The 15805-nt window shown below is 66.6% G+C and carries 19 protein-coding genes; 6 read left to right on the top strand and 13 right to left on the bottom strand.

The window, feature by feature from the left end:
• Positions 1-194: 194 nt before the first annotated feature.
• The 4 genes from C1A15_RS14855 to C1A15_RS14840 all read left to right on the top strand — a co-directional run bounded on the left by C1A15_RS14855 (position 195) and on the right by C1A15_RS14840 (position 4352).
• Positions 195-1145, top strand: coding sequence for an ATP-binding cassette domain-containing protein (locus tag C1A15_RS14855; protein WP_101723286.1), 951 nt, complete (start codon positions 195-197; stop codon positions 1143-1145).
• Positions 1138-1911 carry a hypothetical protein gene (locus C1A15_RS14850; protein ID WP_101723285.1) on the top strand — a complete coding sequence of 258 codons (774 nt, stop codon included), beginning with the start codon at positions 1138-1140 and terminating at the stop codon, positions 1909-1911. The genes C1A15_RS14855 and C1A15_RS14850 overlap by 8 nt, the downstream gene beginning before the upstream one ends.
• Positions 1912-1914: 3 nt before the next feature.
• Positions 1915-2802, top strand: coding sequence for a sensor histidine kinase (locus tag C1A15_RS14845; protein ID WP_101723284.1), 888 nt, complete (start codon positions 1915-1917; stop codon positions 2800-2802).
• Positions 2803-2966: 164 nt separating this feature from the next.
• On the top strand, positions 2967-4352 hold the full coding sequence (locus tag C1A15_RS14840) for a winged helix-turn-helix domain-containing protein (protein ID WP_180953116.1): 1386 nt from the start codon (positions 2967-2969) through the stop codon (positions 4350-4352).
• A 712-nt stretch (positions 4353-5064) separates the two neighbouring features.
• Here the strand turns inward: C1A15_RS14840 and C1A15_RS14835 are convergent.
• From C1A15_RS14835 to rsxC, 11 genes are all read right to left on the bottom strand, one after another.
• Entirely contained in the window at positions 5065-5412 is a 348-nt protein-coding gene (locus C1A15_RS14835; protein WP_101723282.1) for a hypothetical protein, read from the bottom strand.
• A gap of 9 nt (positions 5413-5421) precedes the next feature.
• Positions 5422-6201 carry an SDR family oxidoreductase gene (locus tag C1A15_RS14830; protein ID WP_101723281.1) on the bottom strand — a complete coding sequence of 260 codons (780 nt, stop codon included), beginning with the start codon at positions 6199-6201 and terminating at the stop codon, positions 5422-5424.
• Positions 6202-6324: 123 nt separating this feature from the next.
• On the bottom strand, positions 6325-6939 hold the full coding sequence (locus C1A15_RS14825; protein WP_101723280.1) for a Gx transporter family protein: 615 nt from the start codon (positions 6937-6939) through the stop codon (positions 6325-6327).
• Complete coding sequence (locus C1A15_RS14820; RefSeq protein WP_101723279.1) at positions 6914-7315, bottom strand: NusG domain II-containing protein; 402 nt, start codon at positions 7313-7315, stop codon at positions 6914-6916. The genes C1A15_RS14825 and C1A15_RS14820 overlap by 26 nt, the downstream gene beginning before the upstream one ends.
• A complete protein-coding gene (locus C1A15_RS14815) occupies positions 7312-8382 on the bottom strand; it encodes an FAD:protein FMN transferase (RefSeq protein WP_245865044.1) in 1071 nt (356 codons plus the stop codon). The genes C1A15_RS14820 and C1A15_RS14815 overlap by 4 nt, the downstream gene beginning before the upstream one ends.
• Before the next feature lie 90 nt (positions 8383-8472).
• Complete coding sequence (locus C1A15_RS14810) at positions 8473-9276, bottom strand: RnfABCDGE type electron transport complex subunit B (RefSeq protein ID WP_101723278.1); 804 nt, start codon at positions 9274-9276, stop codon at positions 8473-8475.
• Between the two features lie 15 nt (positions 9277-9291).
• On the bottom strand, positions 9292-9885 hold the full coding sequence (locus C1A15_RS14805) for an electron transport complex protein RnfA (RefSeq protein WP_101723277.1): 594 nt from the start codon (positions 9883-9885) through the stop codon (positions 9292-9294).
• Complete coding sequence (rsxE, locus tag C1A15_RS14800) at positions 9885-10595, bottom strand: electron transport complex subunit RsxE (protein ID WP_245865043.1); 711 nt, start codon at positions 10593-10595, stop codon at positions 9885-9887. The genes C1A15_RS14805 and rsxE overlap by 1 nt, the downstream gene beginning before the upstream one ends.
• Entirely contained in the window at positions 10592-11185 is a 594-nt protein-coding gene (locus tag C1A15_RS14795; protein ID WP_101723276.1) for an RnfABCDGE type electron transport complex subunit G, read from the bottom strand. Before C1A15_RS14795 ends, rsxE begins: the two co-directional genes overlap by 4 nt.
• Complete coding sequence (locus C1A15_RS14790) at positions 11185-12168, bottom strand: RnfABCDGE type electron transport complex subunit D (RefSeq protein WP_101723275.1); 984 nt, start codon at positions 12166-12168, stop codon at positions 11185-11187. Before C1A15_RS14790 ends, C1A15_RS14795 begins: the two co-directional genes overlap by 1 nt.
• A complete protein-coding gene (rsxC, locus tag C1A15_RS14785; RefSeq protein WP_101723274.1) occupies positions 12169-13497 on the bottom strand; it encodes an electron transport complex subunit RsxC in 1329 nt (442 codons plus the stop codon).
• Positions 13498-13987: 490 nt separating this feature from the next.
• On the opposite strand from rsxC, the gene C1A15_RS14780 reads away from it, so the two are divergent.
• Together C1A15_RS14780 and C1A15_RS14775 are read left to right on the top strand one after the other, a co-directional pair.
• Positions 13988-14428, top strand: coding sequence for a DUF3788 domain-containing protein (locus tag C1A15_RS14780; protein WP_101723273.1), 441 nt, complete (start codon positions 13988-13990; stop codon positions 14426-14428).
• On the top strand, positions 14425-14853 hold the full coding sequence (locus C1A15_RS14775; protein ID WP_101723272.1) for a pyridoxamine 5'-phosphate oxidase family protein: 429 nt from the start codon (positions 14425-14427) through the stop codon (positions 14851-14853). Before C1A15_RS14780 ends, C1A15_RS14775 begins: the two co-directional genes overlap by 4 nt.
• Here the strand turns inward: C1A15_RS14775 and C1A15_RS14770 are convergent.
• A complete protein-coding gene (locus C1A15_RS14770) occupies positions 14786-15277 on the bottom strand; it encodes a hypothetical protein (RefSeq protein WP_101723271.1) in 492 nt (163 codons plus the stop codon). The genes C1A15_RS14775 and C1A15_RS14770 overlap by 68 nt on opposite strands.
• 61 nt (positions 15278-15338) lie before the next feature.
• The gene (locus C1A15_RS14765; RefSeq protein WP_101723270.1) at positions 15339-15770 is read right to left on the bottom strand and encodes a hypothetical protein; all 432 of its coding nucleotides are present in this window, start codon (positions 15768-15770) and stop codon (positions 15339-15341) included.
• Positions 15771-15805 lie beyond the last annotated feature (35 nt).

Raw genomic sequence — 15805 nt, 5'->3', positions numbered from 1 at the left:
CGGGAAGGTTCCCAAACCTCTTCTCCGTATCGTGGACGGCAGAAGGTTCACCACGCAGGCTTTCCGTGGTGAGTCGCATAGGCCTGAAGGTTCTGAGGGTTTGAGCTAAGCGGCCTTGTGGGCCGTGTGCGAAAGCCCTCAGGTTCTGAAGGGCTAGGCGGCCATCACGGAAAGCCTGCAGGAAGGAGATTCGCATGCTGGCTATTGAAACACGGGGTCTGAGCAAAGTCTATCTCAGGCGCAAGGTCGTCGGCGGGCTGAACATGCACGTCGAGCAAGGCGACATCTACGGCTTCGTCGGGCGAAACGGCGAGGGCAAATCCACGACGATGAAGATGATCTGCGGCATGATCCGCCCGACGGCGGGCGAGGTGCGGCTGTTCGACCGTCTGGCCGTCGACCCGACGGGCAACGTCGAGCACGGCGAGGCCGTCCGCATCGGCGCGCTGGTGGAAAGCCCGGGGCTGTACCCCAACATGTCCGCGTTCGAGAACATGCGCTGCAAGGCCATCGCGCTGGGGCTCGTCGATGGCAAGGCGGAGATCGAGCAGCTGCTGAGCATCGTCGGATTGAGCGACGCGGGTAGGAAGCGCATGGAGGACTACTCGATGGGCATGAAGCAGCGCCTCGGATTGGCGCTGGCGATGCTGGGCTCGCCCGACGTACTGCTGCTGGACGAGCCGATGAACGGGCTCGACCCTGATGGCGTGCGCGAGGTGCGCAACCTTATCATCCGCTTGAACGAGCAACGTGGCGTCACCGTGGTGGTGAGCTCGCACGTGCTGGACCAGCTGGGGCGCATCGCCACGCGCTACGGCGTGATCAACGCGGGCCGGATGGTATGCGAGATGACGGCGGACGAGGTGGCTCAGGCATGCGGCGACTACCTCGTCGTGCGCACGGCCGAGCCGGAGCGTACGCTGGCGTTGCTGGCCGAGACGTACCCGAACGTCGTCTGCACGATGCTTCCGGAAGGGACGTTGCGCTTGCAGGACGCGGCGAGGGAGCGCGCGGTGCTCGACGCGGCCATGATTGGCGCGTTCTTGGCTGCGAACAACATCCCGGTGTACGAGCTGCGCGTCCACGAGCGTGATTTGGAGGACTACTTCCTCGAACTCATGGGAGGGGGCGATACCCATGCTTAAGTACCTGCACATGGACGTGTACCGCCTGATCAAGAGCAAGACGCTGTACGTAACGCTCGGCATCGTCCTCGCCGTGGTGGCGTTTTCGGTGTATATGATGAGCACGGCGGCCACGCCCGGCCTTGGCGTGGGCGGGAGCGGCCCCTCGCCGATGGCGATCCAAAACGGCAAGGAGTTCGAAAGCTTCACGCAGACTCAGTCCGGTCTGTGGATATGGACGATGGTCATCCTCGTCTCCGTGGTGGTCGCCCAGTTCTTCGCGCTCGATTTCTCAAGTGGCTTTGTCAGGAGCCTGCCCCTGTCGCGCCGGGATCGCTTAGACTACTACCGTGGGAAAATCGCGTTCGTCATCCTGCTCTCGGCGGCGCTCTCGATGTTCGGCATCGTGACGTTCGGGATCGCTCTCATGGCGGCAGGGTTCACGTACGCCCATGCGGACTCGGTCGTGGAATTTGCCGTCTGGTACGGGTTGCTGCTGCTGATCCTCTGGACGTACGGGATGCTGGCCGCGACGGCAACCTGGCTGACGCGGAGCAGGGGTGTGGGCATCGTCGTCACACTGCTCGCGAGCACCTCCGTGGCATGGGAGCCCCTCGCTCGCGCAGCGGAGTGGCTTCCGTACGGCAGCTGCGTGCTGCTCGCGCAGGGCGGCCGGGCGCTGCTGGCGTCGCCGGGCGACGTGGGGCACATCCTCGTCTCGTCCGGTGTCGTGCTCGCGGCGTGCGTGGCGGTGGCGTTGCGCGTGTGCGCTCGAAAGGACGTGTAGGTCATGGACGGGTTCGTGCTGGCCATCGTGGCCGTTGCGGCGGCAGCGGCGGGGGCGTTTGTCGTCGCCTTCCGCTACGAGCGGGAGCTGCGCCGCATGGCGCGCTTCCTCGACCAGCGCGAACCCGCCGGAAGCGCCCGGATGACGACCGGCGTGCGCACGCGCGGCATGCTGTCGCTGGCGCGTGGGGTGAACGCCGAGCTCGACGAGCTGCAGGATGAGCGCATCGCCGCGCAGCAGGCGAACCAGGCGTTCCAGGCGGGGCTCACCTGCCTGTCGCACGACATCCGCACGCCGCTCGCCGGAGCTCAGGGCTACCTGCAGCTGGTGGACGGCGAGGGGGATCCGGCCGAAAAGGCGCGCTTTCTGAGCGCCGCCGCCCACCGATTGGACGACGTGCGGGTGATGCTGGACGATCTGTTCTCGTTCGCGCAGGTGCACGACCCGTCGTTCGAAGCGGCGTGCGAGCCGCTGCGGCCCGCCGACGTGGTGGGCGACGTGCTCGCAAGCCTGTATCCGCAGTTCCGCGAACGCGGCTGGGCGCCGAGCGTGGTCCTCGACGAGGAGGCGCTTGCGCTGGCCGATGCCGAGGCGCTCGCGCGGATCGTACGCAACCTGGTGGCGAACGCGTTGCGCCACGGCACGGCGGCGCCGTCCATCGTGCAGCGCGGCGCGCGCATCTCGGTTGAGAACCGCGTGGCGAATCAGGACGCGCTCGATGTCGATCGCCTATTCGAGCGCTTCTACCAGGGGGAGGCCTCTCGGTCGAGCGGCGGCGCCGGCTTAGGGCTGGCCATCGTCGCCCAGCTGGCTGCCGCCATGGGCGCTGCCGTGGCGGCCGTTCTCGAAGGCGACCGCCTCCGCATCGAGGTAGCGCTGCGCGAAGCATGAGCCCCGATCTCTCAATACCTCACCAAAAAGATCATCATCGAGCCGTGAGTTTGCTAGAATGAACTGCTAGTTGAATCAGTTGAATCAGTTGAATCAGTTGAATCGGACGGGCGCGCTCAGACGCGAAGGGGCCGACGCTCGGTGCGGCGAGAGGGATGATGAATATGGGGGATTCGGAAGAATTGTCGCGTGCGAGCATTCCCGATGTCGAGGCTATCAAGCCGGCGGCGCTCGAGGCGCTTGCAAGCGGGCGTGCGCGGTCGCTCGAATCGTTCGAGCGCGAGACGGCGAAGCGACTGGGCCTTTCGCCCAAACAGCGAACGTACCGCATTGGCGGCAGCGCCACGGCGCTCTTTTCCAACCGCTTCGAGAAGGCTCGATCGGAGCTTCATCACGAAGGGCTGATCGAGTATCCGACGAACGGAAAGGTTCGCCTGACCGAGGCGGGCCGCTCCGCCGAAGGCGAGAAGCCGGCGGCGTCGGTCGGCGATGCGCCTGCGATCGCCGACGAGCCGGCATCGACCGTTCCGATTGCCGCCTCAAGCGAGCCGTACCAACCCGGCTCGTTCGAGGGCGGCATCGTCGCTTTCCCGTCCGAGAAGAAGCCTGCCGCGCAGCTGCGGCCGTGGCTGCCGCTGGCGTTGGCCGTCGTCGGCTTGCTGCTGTGTTTCACGGGTTCGTTTGCGCTGCTGGGCGTGGCATGCGGCATCGGGTCGTTCGGGTTGTTCCTGCACGATCGCAAGAGCTCGTCAGACGCGGGCTCGCTCAAGCTCGCTGCGCCGAGGGCGACGCTTGCGATGGGTGCGTGCTCGGTCTTGCTCGGCATCGTGATCATGGCCGGCGGCGCGGCGTCCGGGGGCAACCATGCGGACGTGCAGCAGCCTCCCGACCCCGCACCTGAACAGCAGGAGCCGAAGGCGGCCGCGGAACCTGAGGAGCACGAGCTGAGCTTCGTGGTGGAGGCGGGCGGCGAAGGCGAGGTGCCCGCGTCCGTGAAGGTGCGCGTGACCGGAACGCAGGAAGACGGCACGAAGGTGAGCGATGCGCGCGAGGCTGCCGTCGGCAAGACGTACGTGCTCGCGTATCCGGCGGGGTCGTACGCCTTCGAGGTGGATGCGACGTCGTTGGCGGCGGGGGACGTGCTGTTCAAAGCTGAGCGCGCCACCTGCTCCTTCGACGGCTCCAAGGACCATACGGTACGCATCAAAGTGGCGCAAGACGTCGAGGCGATGGAGAAAGCGAAGGCGGAGAAGGCGGCGCAAGAGGAAGCGGAGCAGCGGGCTGCAGAAGAGGCTGCCGCTGCCGAGGCCGCCGCAGCCGCAGCCGCTGAAGAAGAAGCCGCCGCAGCAGCCGCTGCCGAGCAGGAAGCCGCAGCTGCCGCCGCAGCAGCAGCGAGCGCAGGCGGCGGGGGAGACACCGTGTACATCACCAACACGGGCGAGAAGTACCACAGCGGAGGATGCCGGTACCTGAAGAAGAGCAAGATCCCGATATCGCGCTCCGACGCCCTTGCCCAGGGTTACGGCGCCTGCTCCGTGTGCAACCCATAAGGAATTCCGAGTGGCGCGGCATTCCGCCTACCCGGAAACCTCGCACGCTGCGACGAGTCGGAGCTTCTCCTCGTCCATCTTGTCGCGTTCATATGCGTATCGAAGAACCGTTGGCGGTAGGCAATGGTCTTGGGGTTGAACGTCAGGGTCCTAGCGTCCCAGAAGAGCTCGAACCGGGCGTCTCCGACGCCTCCGTGTCGGTGAAGCCGCCGATCCGCCAATCGTCGAGGATGGCGTTCGGCAAGCAGCAATCGCCGCGCTAACACGGCAGGCGGGCAGGGGCTCGCGTTGCGAACGCGGGACCCTGCCCTGAGCTTTAGGGCCGCGCTTCGGGCGTTATCGTTTGGAGGGGCCTCATGGTGGACGACGTGCTCGTGAGCCTGCACCCGCAGTTCCTCGATCTCTTCGTGCGCGTTTCGCGGCAGAAATTTACGGTTTGGGCGCAGTTGCGGCTCGTTTTTCGCTTGGCGGCTGAGGATTTTCCGCATAATGCCTGGTCGGATTGTTCGCTTCCGGGAAAATTTGTGCCTAAACCGAAAATTTCTGCCGCGAAACGCGCACGCGGCCCAACGCGCTTGCGAACCCAACGCCCTCGCTCTGATGCCCGCAAAGGAATCAGGTCCCGCACGGATGGCGTGCGGGACCTGACCAAATGCAGTGCTATTCCGGAAAACGCGAGCGTTCAATCACCGTTTCCCAGCGCGTTGTTTGCCTACGCGGGCCGAATCACCAGTTCCTGGATCAGGCTGTCGTCGAGGCTGCACGAACCGTCGGTGCAGTTCTCGATCTGGGCGAGGGCGTGGATGATGGTGCCGTTGTAGTCGGCGTAGAAGTTCACCGTGCGCTCGTTCACCACGCGCGGATCGAGCATGCCGAAGCCGCCGAACGTGAACTTGTTGTGGTAGAACATCTCGATGGCGTTGCGGCCGTACAGAAACGAGTTCTGGCGCTTCACGATGGAGGGGCAGTAGTCGAACAACCGACACTCCTCGGCGAAGCAGGCGGCCAGCGCTTCGTGGTCCTTGCCCTGCATGGCAGAAACGAAATCATTGATGACCATGGTCGCCTCCTAGTAGACTTTCTCGGAATTGAGCAGGGCGTCGGTGCCGCCGTCCACGAACAGGACCACGCCGTTGATGCCGCTGGCCTCGGGACTGGCGATGAACGCCATGGCGTTCGCGATCTCGATGGGGTCCATGAGCGGCTCTTCGCCGTAGTGGGTGGGAACGGGGATGGCCTCCATGGCGGCGCGCTGCTCGGGCAGCATGTTGGACGTCATGGCGGTGCGCACGTTGCCCGGCGCGATCGCGTTCAGGCGCACGCCGCGCGAACCCCAGTCGGGGCTCATGCGCCGCACCCAGCGGGCCAGCGCATACTTCGTCGACGCGTAATACACGTGGCCGATGGCGGGATCGACGTTCTTCACCAGCTCGAGGATGCGGTCCTCGTCGGCATGGTTGTTCAGCATGCCGGCCACGTCCATGCGCGCCGCGCCCTGGGCGATGGAGTTCGACGAGGTGACCACGCAGCTGCCGCCCTTCTTCTCCAGCAGGTCGAACACGCCGCGCGCCATCTCGGTGGCGCCGAAGTAGTTGAGCGAGATGATGAGCGATATGGGCACTTTGCCGCCCGACACGCCCGCGTTGCAGATCATGGCGTCGATGCCGTCGGGGAACCGCTCGTGCAGCTCGGCGATGGCGCCCGCTCGTCCTTCCTTCGTGGCAAGGTTGGCGTTGATGTCGCCGCCGTTGAGGTCGATGTTCACCACTTCGTGGCCGTGCTCGCGCAGGATTTCGGCCGTCTTCGCGCCGATGCCGCTCGAGGCGCCGGTGATGACGTAGATGCCCATGAGCCGTCCTTTCATGCCGTTTGAACCGATCGAAACTTATTGATATGCAATACTATTACTGCGCAAATCATAGCATCCCGCACCGCCCGATCGACGGGTTCAAGGTCAGCGGTAGGCGAACCGTCATGCTCGGCGCGGCCGCTCGGTAGGCGGCTCGCATGCTGCGGATACGGTTGGGCCCGCACCCGGCCGGGCGCGGACGGGCACCGCGCTCGAGTGCGGGAGCCGCTCGAGCACCGCCTGTGCGACCGTGCCCGTGAGAAAGCCCGCACCCACGCCCACCATCAGAAGAACAGGCAGGTAGAATGCGATTTCGGGCGTGCCGGTAACCACGATGGCAACGGCGATCTGCCCGATGTTGTGCGCCACGGCGGCCGCCATGGCGCAGAGCCGCACGCGCTCCATCGAGGAGAAACGGACGAAGGCGAGCGTCACCGCCAGTGCGCAGGCGCCGCCCGCCAGGCTGAACGGCAGCGTGGCCAGCTGCCCGGTGAGGAACGCCGCCAGCACGATGCGCACGCCCAGCACCACCGCCGCGTCGACGGGCCCCAACCAGAACGCGGCCGCCACCGTCACGATGTTCGCGATGCCCAGCTTCATGCCCGGAACGGGAACCGGCACGGGAATGAGCGATTCGAGCGCGGTCAGCGCCAGGGCGAGCGCCGCCAGCAGCGCGCAGCGGCAGACGCGCAGGCTCGTGGAGGACGCGGTGCTAGCGCGCCACGGCGTCGAGGCCATCGGAGGCACCCCCTTCGCGCGCGACGGTGATGGTCAGCCCGTGCGGCACGCATGCGATGGGCGTGGCGGCGCTGTCGATCCAGCCCGTGTGCACGCACACCTCGTCGGGGCAGTCGGCTTCGACGACGCGGATGCGTCCCGGCTCCACCGCCACCACGTTCACGCCGCGCTCGTCGTCGAGCCGCAACGTGTAGGGCTCGTCCACGGCGTCGAGGTCGATGGTGTCGATCAGCGCGCCGTCGCGCGCGATGGTGGCCACGGCATGGCCTTCGGGGTCGCCATCGCCGACGGCATGCGCCAGCGCGAACCCGCCGAGGGCCACGGCCAGCACGGCGGCGATGAACAGCAGCTCGGCTTTTCTCGCTCGGCGCTTCATGGCCGCTCCTCGACGCTCACGCGGTCGGCGTATTCCGCGGCAGGGGAGAACGACGCGGCGATGCCCTCGGTGACGCGCACGCTTCCGTCGTTCGCGATCAGCACGAGCTCGAACGCGTCCTCGCCGCTCGCCGCGCGCCACAGGTCGAGCGCGCCGTCCGCCCCCAGCACGTAGCACGCGGTGGAAAGCGCGTCGCAGCGCGTCCCGTTCGGGCCGATCACACTCACGGATGCGAGGTCGGAGGCGGCGGGGTAGCCGGTGGCGGGGTCGAGCAGGTGATGGTAGCGCGTGCCGCCCTCGTCGAAGAAGCGCTGGTAGGCGCCCGACGTGGACACGGTGACGTCCTGCACCGCGAGCGTGCCCGCCAGCTGGTCGGGGGCGCTCGGGTCGGCGATGCCCACCTTCCAGGGGCTGCCGTCGGGCTTCGCGCCGAAGGCGGTCACGTTGCCGCCGAGGTCGAACAGCGCCGATGCCACGCCGCGTTCGCGCAGCAGCGCGGACAGCTCGTCGGCAGCGAAGCCCTTGGCCACGCCGCCGACGTCGATCTGCGCGCCGCCGTCCAGCGTGAGCGTGCCCGCCGCCCCGTCCACCTGCACGGCGGCGTAGCCCACGCGCGCACGCAGCGTCGCGATCTCCTCGGGGGAGGGCACGCGATGCGCGCCGTCGGTGAATCCCCAGGCGTCCGTCAGCGGGTACACCGTGGGGTCGAACGCGCCGCCCGTCTCGCGCGCCGCGTCGAGCGCCGCTTCGACGAGCGCGCCGACCGATGCGGACACGGCCACCGCCGCGCCGCCCGCGGCGTTCGCGCGCGCAAGCTCGCTGCCATCCCCGTCGGGCGCCAACAGCGTATCCAGTTCGCGCACGCGCTGCTGGCAAGCGTCCGCCGCCTCGTCGGCCGCGGCCTGGTCGGCGGCGTGCACGGTGAGGGTCATGCCGGTGTCCATGGCCGTGAACGCGCGCGTGGCCGTCGCTGCATGCGCGCCCGCCCCGTCGGCTTCGCCGCCGCCCGCCGCGCAGCCGGCCAGCCCCGCGCCCACCGCGCCGACGAGTGCGCACGCAATCACCACGCGAAACGCTCGTCCGGCCCCGAGGGGGCGGGACGAGCGGACGGTGCGGCTCTGTCGCAGGAGGGACGTCATGGGCATCGCGTCATCGTATCACCGGAACACGAGCTTGGCGATGGCATGGGTCGGGCACGTCTCGACGCAGGTTCCGCAGCCGATGCACGTGGCCGCGTCGATGCGCGCGAGGTTGTTCTCCACGGTGATGGACTGGGTGGGGCACGCTCTCGCGCACTTTTGGCAGCCGATGCAGCCCACGCTGCACACCTTGCGCGTCTTCGCGCCCGGCATGGTGTTCTTGCACGTCACCACGGACGCGACGGGGGAGGAAGCCTGATCCACCAGCGAGATGATGCCGCGCGGGCAGATGTTCGTGCACGTGCCGCAACCGGTGCAGGCGGCCGTGTCGATGCGCGCCACGCCGTTCTCCACGATGATGGCGTCGAACGGGCACGCCTGCGCGCAGTCGCCGAACCCGAGGCAGCCGAACGGGCACGACAGGCTGCTGTACGACAGCGTGCTGAACACGCGGCAGCTGGGCACGCCCTTGAACACGAGGTGCGGGTCGATGTGGTCGAGCGATCCTTGGCATGCGATGAACGCCTCGCGCTGCACCACGCCCGTGGACTCGACGCCCAGAAACGCGGCCAGCTCGTCGGCGACGCGGTTGCCGCCGGACGTGCAGGCGTTGGGCGGCGCGCCGGCGAGCATCGCCTTGGCGTATTGCTCGCAGCCAGGATATCCGCATGCGCCGCAGTTGACGCCCGGCAGGATGCTCGTGAGGTAGGTGAGGCGCTCGTCCTCGCCGATGGCCAGCTTCTTCGAAACGATCAGCAGCAGCACCGAGCCGACGAGGCCGACGGCGGCCATGAGCACGACGGTCCAAACGATGGTGTCCATTCGTCCCCCTCCTTCCTACAGCACGCCGAACAGGTTGTCCACCACGCCGGCGAAGCACATGAAGCTCAAGCTCACGAACGCGGCGGAGATCAACGTGATGGGCATGCCCTTGAACGCCTTGGGCGGCTCGGCCTCGTCCACGCGGCGGCGCACGCCGCTGAACAGCACCATCGCCAGCAGGAAGCCCAGGCCGGCGCCGAGCGCGCACACGAGCGCCTGCGGATAGTTGTAGCCCTCGTCGATGGCGAGGATGGTCACGCCCAACACGGCGCAGTTCGTGGTGATGAGCGGCAGGTACACGCCCAGCGCCTCGTGCAGCGCGGGGAAGAAGCGCTTGATGACGATCTCGAGCATCTGCACGAGCACGGCGATGACGAGGATGAACGCGATGGTCTGGAGGTATCCCAGCCCCAGCGCGTTGAGCAGCTGCTGCAGGGGCCAGGTGACGGCGGTGGCCAGCACCATGACCACGGTCACGGCGCAGCCCATGCCCACGGCCGAGTCGAGCTTCTTCGACACCCCGAGGAACGGGCAGATGCCGAGGAACTTCACCAGTACGTAGTTGTTGACGAGGATCATGCTGAACAGGATCGCGGCGAACTCGGCCATTATGCCTCACGCTCCTTCAAGTCGCACATCTGGCACGACGCGCACGCGTCTTCCTGCGAGGCGATGGCGTCTTCCTCGGGTTCGCCCGCGCGGCGCTTGCGGCGCATCTCGATGGTCACCGAGATGGCGATGAGCACGCCCAGCACGGCGAAGCCGCCCGGGGGCATGATGAACACGCTCATGGGCTCCATGATGCCCAAAAGGACGGGGAAGCCCAGCAGCGTGCCCGCGCCCAGCAGCTCGCGGATGGCCGACATGAGGATGAGCGTGATGGTGAAGCCCACGCCCATGCCCAAGCCGTCGAGCGCCGCGTCCTTCACCGGGTGCTTCGACGCGAACACCTCGGCGCGTCCCAGCACGATGCAGTTCACCACGATGAGCGGCAGGTAGATGCCGAGCGCCTGGTTGAGGTCGGGGAGGTACGCTTCGATGGTCATCATCGTGAGCGTCACGAACCCGGCGATGACGGTGATGAAGGCGGGCAGGCGCATGGTGGTGGGGATGATGTTGCGCAGCAGCGACACGACGATGCCGGAGCACACGAGCACGAACGTGGTGGCCACGCCCATGCCGATGCCGTTCGTCACCGCGGTGGTGACGGCGAGGGTGGGGCAGAGGCCCAGCATCTGGCGCAGCGTGGGGTTCTCGATGAGCAGCCCCTTGCTGAACACGGAGAGCGCCGAGGGCTTTTCGTTGACGGCTGCCATCATGCGGCTCCCTTCTCCGTCGAGGCGGCGGGCGCGGGGGCCTCGCCGGCGGTGGTCTGGTAGGCCTCGATGGCCTCGTTGAGCGCGGCGAGCGCGGCCTTCGACGAGATGGTGGCGCCGGTGATGGCGTCGATGTCGTCGATCGTCAAAGGCTCGGCCGCGCGCCCGATGAACTGGTCGGTGAACGCAGGGTCCTTCACCTTGGTGCCCAAGCCGGGCGTCTCGGTGTTGTCCATGCCGATGACGTTCGTGATGACGCCTTCGTCATCGAAGGCGACGGCCATGGGAACCTGGCTCGAGTACCCCTTCGCCTGCGCGGTGATGGCGTAGCCCTTGCCGTCGGCCGCCTCCATGCAGGCCGTCACGCCGGGCACGTCGCACGGCAGCGCGGCGAAGTCGGACGCCTCGGGTATGAGCGACGAGTACGTCGCCCAGGCGCGCGCCTCGCGGTTCGCCATGATGGTGGGCAGCGTGAGGTTGTTGACGGTTCCCAGCAGAAATCCCACGATGGCGCAGATCACCACGAGGACGACGGCAGGTTTGACGATGCTGCTCCACGTGGAGGGCTTCGCGGCGGATGCGGTAGCGGTCATTATTCGCCTCCTTCTTTCCTCGCGCGGGCAAAGCGACGCTTCTTCGCGCCGCCGAGCGGCGTGGTGGCCGTGAGAGAGTCGATGTAGGGCACCACGAGGTTCATGAGCAGGATGGAGTACGCCACGCCCTCGTTCATGTTGCCCCAGAAGCGGATGAGGCACGTGATGAGCCCCAGCCCGACGCCGAAGATGATCTGCCCCTTGAACGACGTGGGCGATCCCACGTAGTCGGTGGCCATGAACACGGCGCCGAGGAGCAGCCCGCCGCCGAACACCTGCGTCGACACGTCGTGCCCGGTCAGCAAGCTGAGCACGATCACCGTGCCCACGTAGACGCCCGGGATGGTGAACGTGATGGTGCGCGTGGCCAAAAGCCAGATGAGGCCCAGCAGGATGGCCGCGCCGCACGTCTCGCCCAGCACGCCGGGATGGACGCCGAACAGAAGATCCATGAACGGCAGCTGTGCGGCGCCCGGGGCGAGCGGAGTGGCCGAGCTCACGGCGTCGACGGCGGCCGCGCCGGGCAGAAGCGGGTTGGGCGCCGCGTAGTTCGTCATGGCCGCGGTGAACGACACCGACAGCACGATGCGGGCCACGATGGCCGGGTTCGCGAAGTTGCGCCCGATGCCGCCGAACAGCTCCTTCACCACGATGATGGCCACGAACGAGCCGATCACCGCCATGTACAGCGGGATGGTGGAGGGCAGGTTGAACGCCAACAGCAGCCCGGTGACCACGGCGGACAGATCGCCCACCGTTTGAGGCGTCTTGCGCAGCCGGCACCACAGGTACTCGAACAGCACGCAAGCGAGCGTCGTGACGGCGGTGACCAACAGGGCGTCCACGCCGAATATGACGATGGAGGCGATCAGCGTGGGCGCGAGCGCGATCAACACGTTCAGCATGACCTTCTGCGTGGTGATGCCGTCGAACACGTGCGGCGCCGTCGAGAGGATGAGCGGTCGTTTCTCCATAGGTTCCATCTAGCCCCTCCTCGCCATCTCCGCGCGCATGAAGTCGCGCGCCAGCTTGCTTGTCTGGGCGAGCGGCTGCTTGGCCGGGCATACGTACGAGCACGTGCCGCAGCCCATGCAGAGGTCCGCCATGAGCTTGTCCAGCTTGTCCGCGTCCTGCGTGGTGTACGCCTTCTTGATGGCGATGGGCGAAAGCTGCATGGGGCACGAGTTCGTGCAGCGCCCGCAGCGGATGCAGGCGGTGGTGACGGGCTGCTCCATGGCCTCTTCGCTGAACACGAGCAGGCCGCCGTTCTGGCGGACGAGCGGGTAGTCGAGGTCGATCTGCGCGTTGCCCATCATAGGGCCGCCCACGATGATCTTGTGCGGCTCCTTTGCCAGCCCGCAGTAGTCCATGATGTCGCGGATGCGCGTGCCGATGACCACCTCCACGTTCTGCGGACGGGCCACGGCGTCGCCCGTCACGGTGACGCGGCGCTTGATGAGCGGCATGCCCGTGCGCAGGAAATGCCCGATCATCGACATGGTGGTGACGTTGAACAGCATGACGCCCACGTCGGTTTGGCGCTTGCCGCGCGGCACCACGCGGCCGGTGACGTTGTACACAAGCACGTTCTCGGCGCCTTGGGGGTACATGCCGGGAAGCGCGCGCACCTCGATGTTCGCGTCGGCGGACGTGCGGGCGCGCATGTAGTCGATGGCCTGGGGCTTATCGTCTTCGATGCAGATGATGGCCTTCGGCACGCCCAGCATCCTGAGGCAGGTGCGGATGCCGTGCAGCAGCGAGTCGGCATGCTCCATCATCTCGCGGAAGTCGGTGGACAGGTACGGCTCACACTCGGTGGCGTTCACGAGCCACGTGTCGATCTCGTCCAGGTTGGGCGGCGCCAGCTTCACGTCGGTGGGGAAGCCCGCGCCGCCCAAACCCACGATGCCGCTCTTCTTCATGGCTTCGAGCAGCGTGTCGCGATCGATGACGTTTGGCGGCGCGACGTCGGGCGAGACGGTCTGCTCGCCGTCGGCCTCGATGACCACGGTGGTGTCGGTTTTGCCGGTGGAGTAGAACACCGGCTGGATGGCTTTGACGGTGCCCGAGACGCCGGAGAAGATATCGGCGGACAGACCGCGCGGCGCATGTCCGACGAGGGAGCCCACGTCCACGTGGTCACCCTTCTTCACCACCGGCTCGCACAGCGCTCCGATGTGCTGCTGCATGGGCAGCACGATCTCGCGCGGCAACGGCATGATGGTCGTCTCGAAATCCGCCGTCTCCTTGTGGTGGGGAACGGCGGCGCCCCGCATGCGGCGGAACCGCGAGAATAAGGCTGTGGCGTTCATCGGCAATTTCACTCCCCCCGAAGTGCGTTGGCTGACGTGGCTGGTCGATGTGCGGATAGGACTGAGCGTCACCCGGCCGCTGCGGGGTGAGGTGAAGCGCCCAACTTGTTGCATTTGAGATGTTGGTCATCCTACGTGAGCGGGTCATCGGATGCCAGGAACCGTCGGTGAAGGGAAACCACGTCGCGCGCCAAAGGCGCAGGCGAAACCCGGCTGTGCGCATTTCCCCGGTGGACGGCGCCGCCTTTTTCCGCACAGCCATCGGCGCTCCCGCCCGCTGTTCAACTGCCAGGGCCGGTACCGTCGTTCGCCCCGATGGCCAGCACGCCTCCGGCGGAGGCTCGGATGAGGGGGCAGGCGCAACCCCGAGGCAGCATGCGTCGAATGCGTCAAACGACAGATAAAAACATCCGTTCTTAAATTCCCGATCAGATACCATACTATCGTGCTATACTTCCCTGTATCCACCCCCGACCTCTGGAGGATGCCCATGACCGCTTGGCCCGAGCTGTTTCCCGTGGACCGCGAGCCCACGATGGACTACATCGCCGACTACATCGCCAACCCCTTGTGGGACGCGTTCACCGCGTTCATCGAGGAGACGTACGGCGCGCAGCCGCGCATCGAGTACAGCCGATGCGGCGGCGCTCCCGGCTGGAACGTGAAGTACAAGGCGCGCAGTCGCGCGCTGTGCACGGTGTACCCGCACGACGGCTTCTTCATCTGCATGGTGTCGGTGGGCTCGAAGGAGAAGGACGAAGCCGAGGCGCTCATGCACCGGGCCGATCCGTACGTGCGCGCGCTGTACGAGCGCTCGGCCGACAGCAGCATGGGCCGTTGGCTCATGATCGAGGTGACCAGCGAGCCCATCCTGCGCGACGCCGAGGCGCTCATGCTTCTGCGCGCCGCGCCGAAAGGAGCACGCTCATGATGCGCGACCCCGAGCAGACCGTCGGCAACCTCATCGACCACCAGAACGCGTCGTTCGTCGGGTCGATGGACGAGGACGGCTTTCCTGAGATCAAGGCGATGCTGCCGCCGCGCAAGCGCGAGGGCATCCGCGTGTTCTACTTCACCACGAACACCTCGTCCATGCGCGTGCGGCATTACCGTGCGCACCCGCAGGCGTGCATCTACTTTATGGATCGACGGTTCTTCCGCGGCGTCATGCTCAAAGGCACGATGGAGGTGCTGGAGGACGCATGGGCGAAAGAGCTCATATGGCAGGACGGCGACACGATGTACTATCCTCTCGGCGTCACCGATCCCGACTACTGCGTGCTGCGCTTCACGGCTGAGAGAGGTCGCTTCTACCAGAATTTCGGATCCGAGGATTTCGACGTGCCGGGCGCTTGACCCACCAGGTGGACGCCACGCTGAACAGGAGCGTCTGAAGGAGGATCTCGAGGGTTCCTCCGATGCTTATGCCCAAAGGCGAGTCTGTGGGGGCGAGGTAGATAAACCCTTCGATGGAGTCTGGCGAGGGGGCCGGCGTGTTGAAGATGCCGACGATGGCTACGACCGCCCACACGACGAGCCAGCCGTGCTTGCGCTCCATGAACGCAGGGCGGATGAGCCAGAGCACGAGGGCGAACAGCGCGCCGCGCGCGATCTGGAACACGGGGGCCAGCGCGACGATGGGGTCGTCCAAAGGACGCATCCCGATGGCCTCCACCGAGCTTTGGTAGTCGAACAGGGCCATGGCCGCAAAACCGCACAGCGTGTAGGTTACGACGTGCGCGACCGTGACCTTCGCGCCGAAAGCGAGCTTCTCTTTCATGGGCATGCCTTTCTGTTTGATGCGAGGCGGGTGGATGCGACGGGCGTGGGCGCCCGGCCGCTCAGCGGCGGTGCTGCTCCCGGTAGCGCGCGAGGGCCTCGTCGTAGCCGCCGGCGGTTTTCCTGAAGTAGACGGAATAGCCGATCGTGACGCCTGCGAGGATAAACAGGTAGATGACGGCGAAGGTTGCCCATACGCCGGGTGCGTCGAGCGGGAACCATGGGCCCGCCCAGGCGCAGAGTGCCAGGACGGGCAGGCCGCAGGCGCCGAAGCCCGCGATGCGCGCCGGGTAGGCGAGCCTCTTGAACACCGCTCCCGTGAACCAGAGCGCCTGGAGTGCGGCCATCCCGAAGGCGGCACCGAACACGCTCATGGTGAGGTTGAGCCCATAGCTCGGTCCGGCGAACAGGTATCCCATGCCCGTGAACCACAGCATGACGATGGTGAACATGATGCACGCGGCAGAGGCGGCTTGGGCGATGATCTTCTTCATGGCGAACTCCTTCGAAATGAGACAAAGGGACGGGG

The organism is Eggerthella timonensis (assembly GCF_900184265.1).
Taxonomy (GTDB): Bacteria; Actinomycetota; Coriobacteriia; order Coriobacteriales; family Eggerthellaceae; genus Eggerthella; species Eggerthella timonensis.
This window is presented reverse-complemented; position numbering and strand designations above follow the sequence as displayed.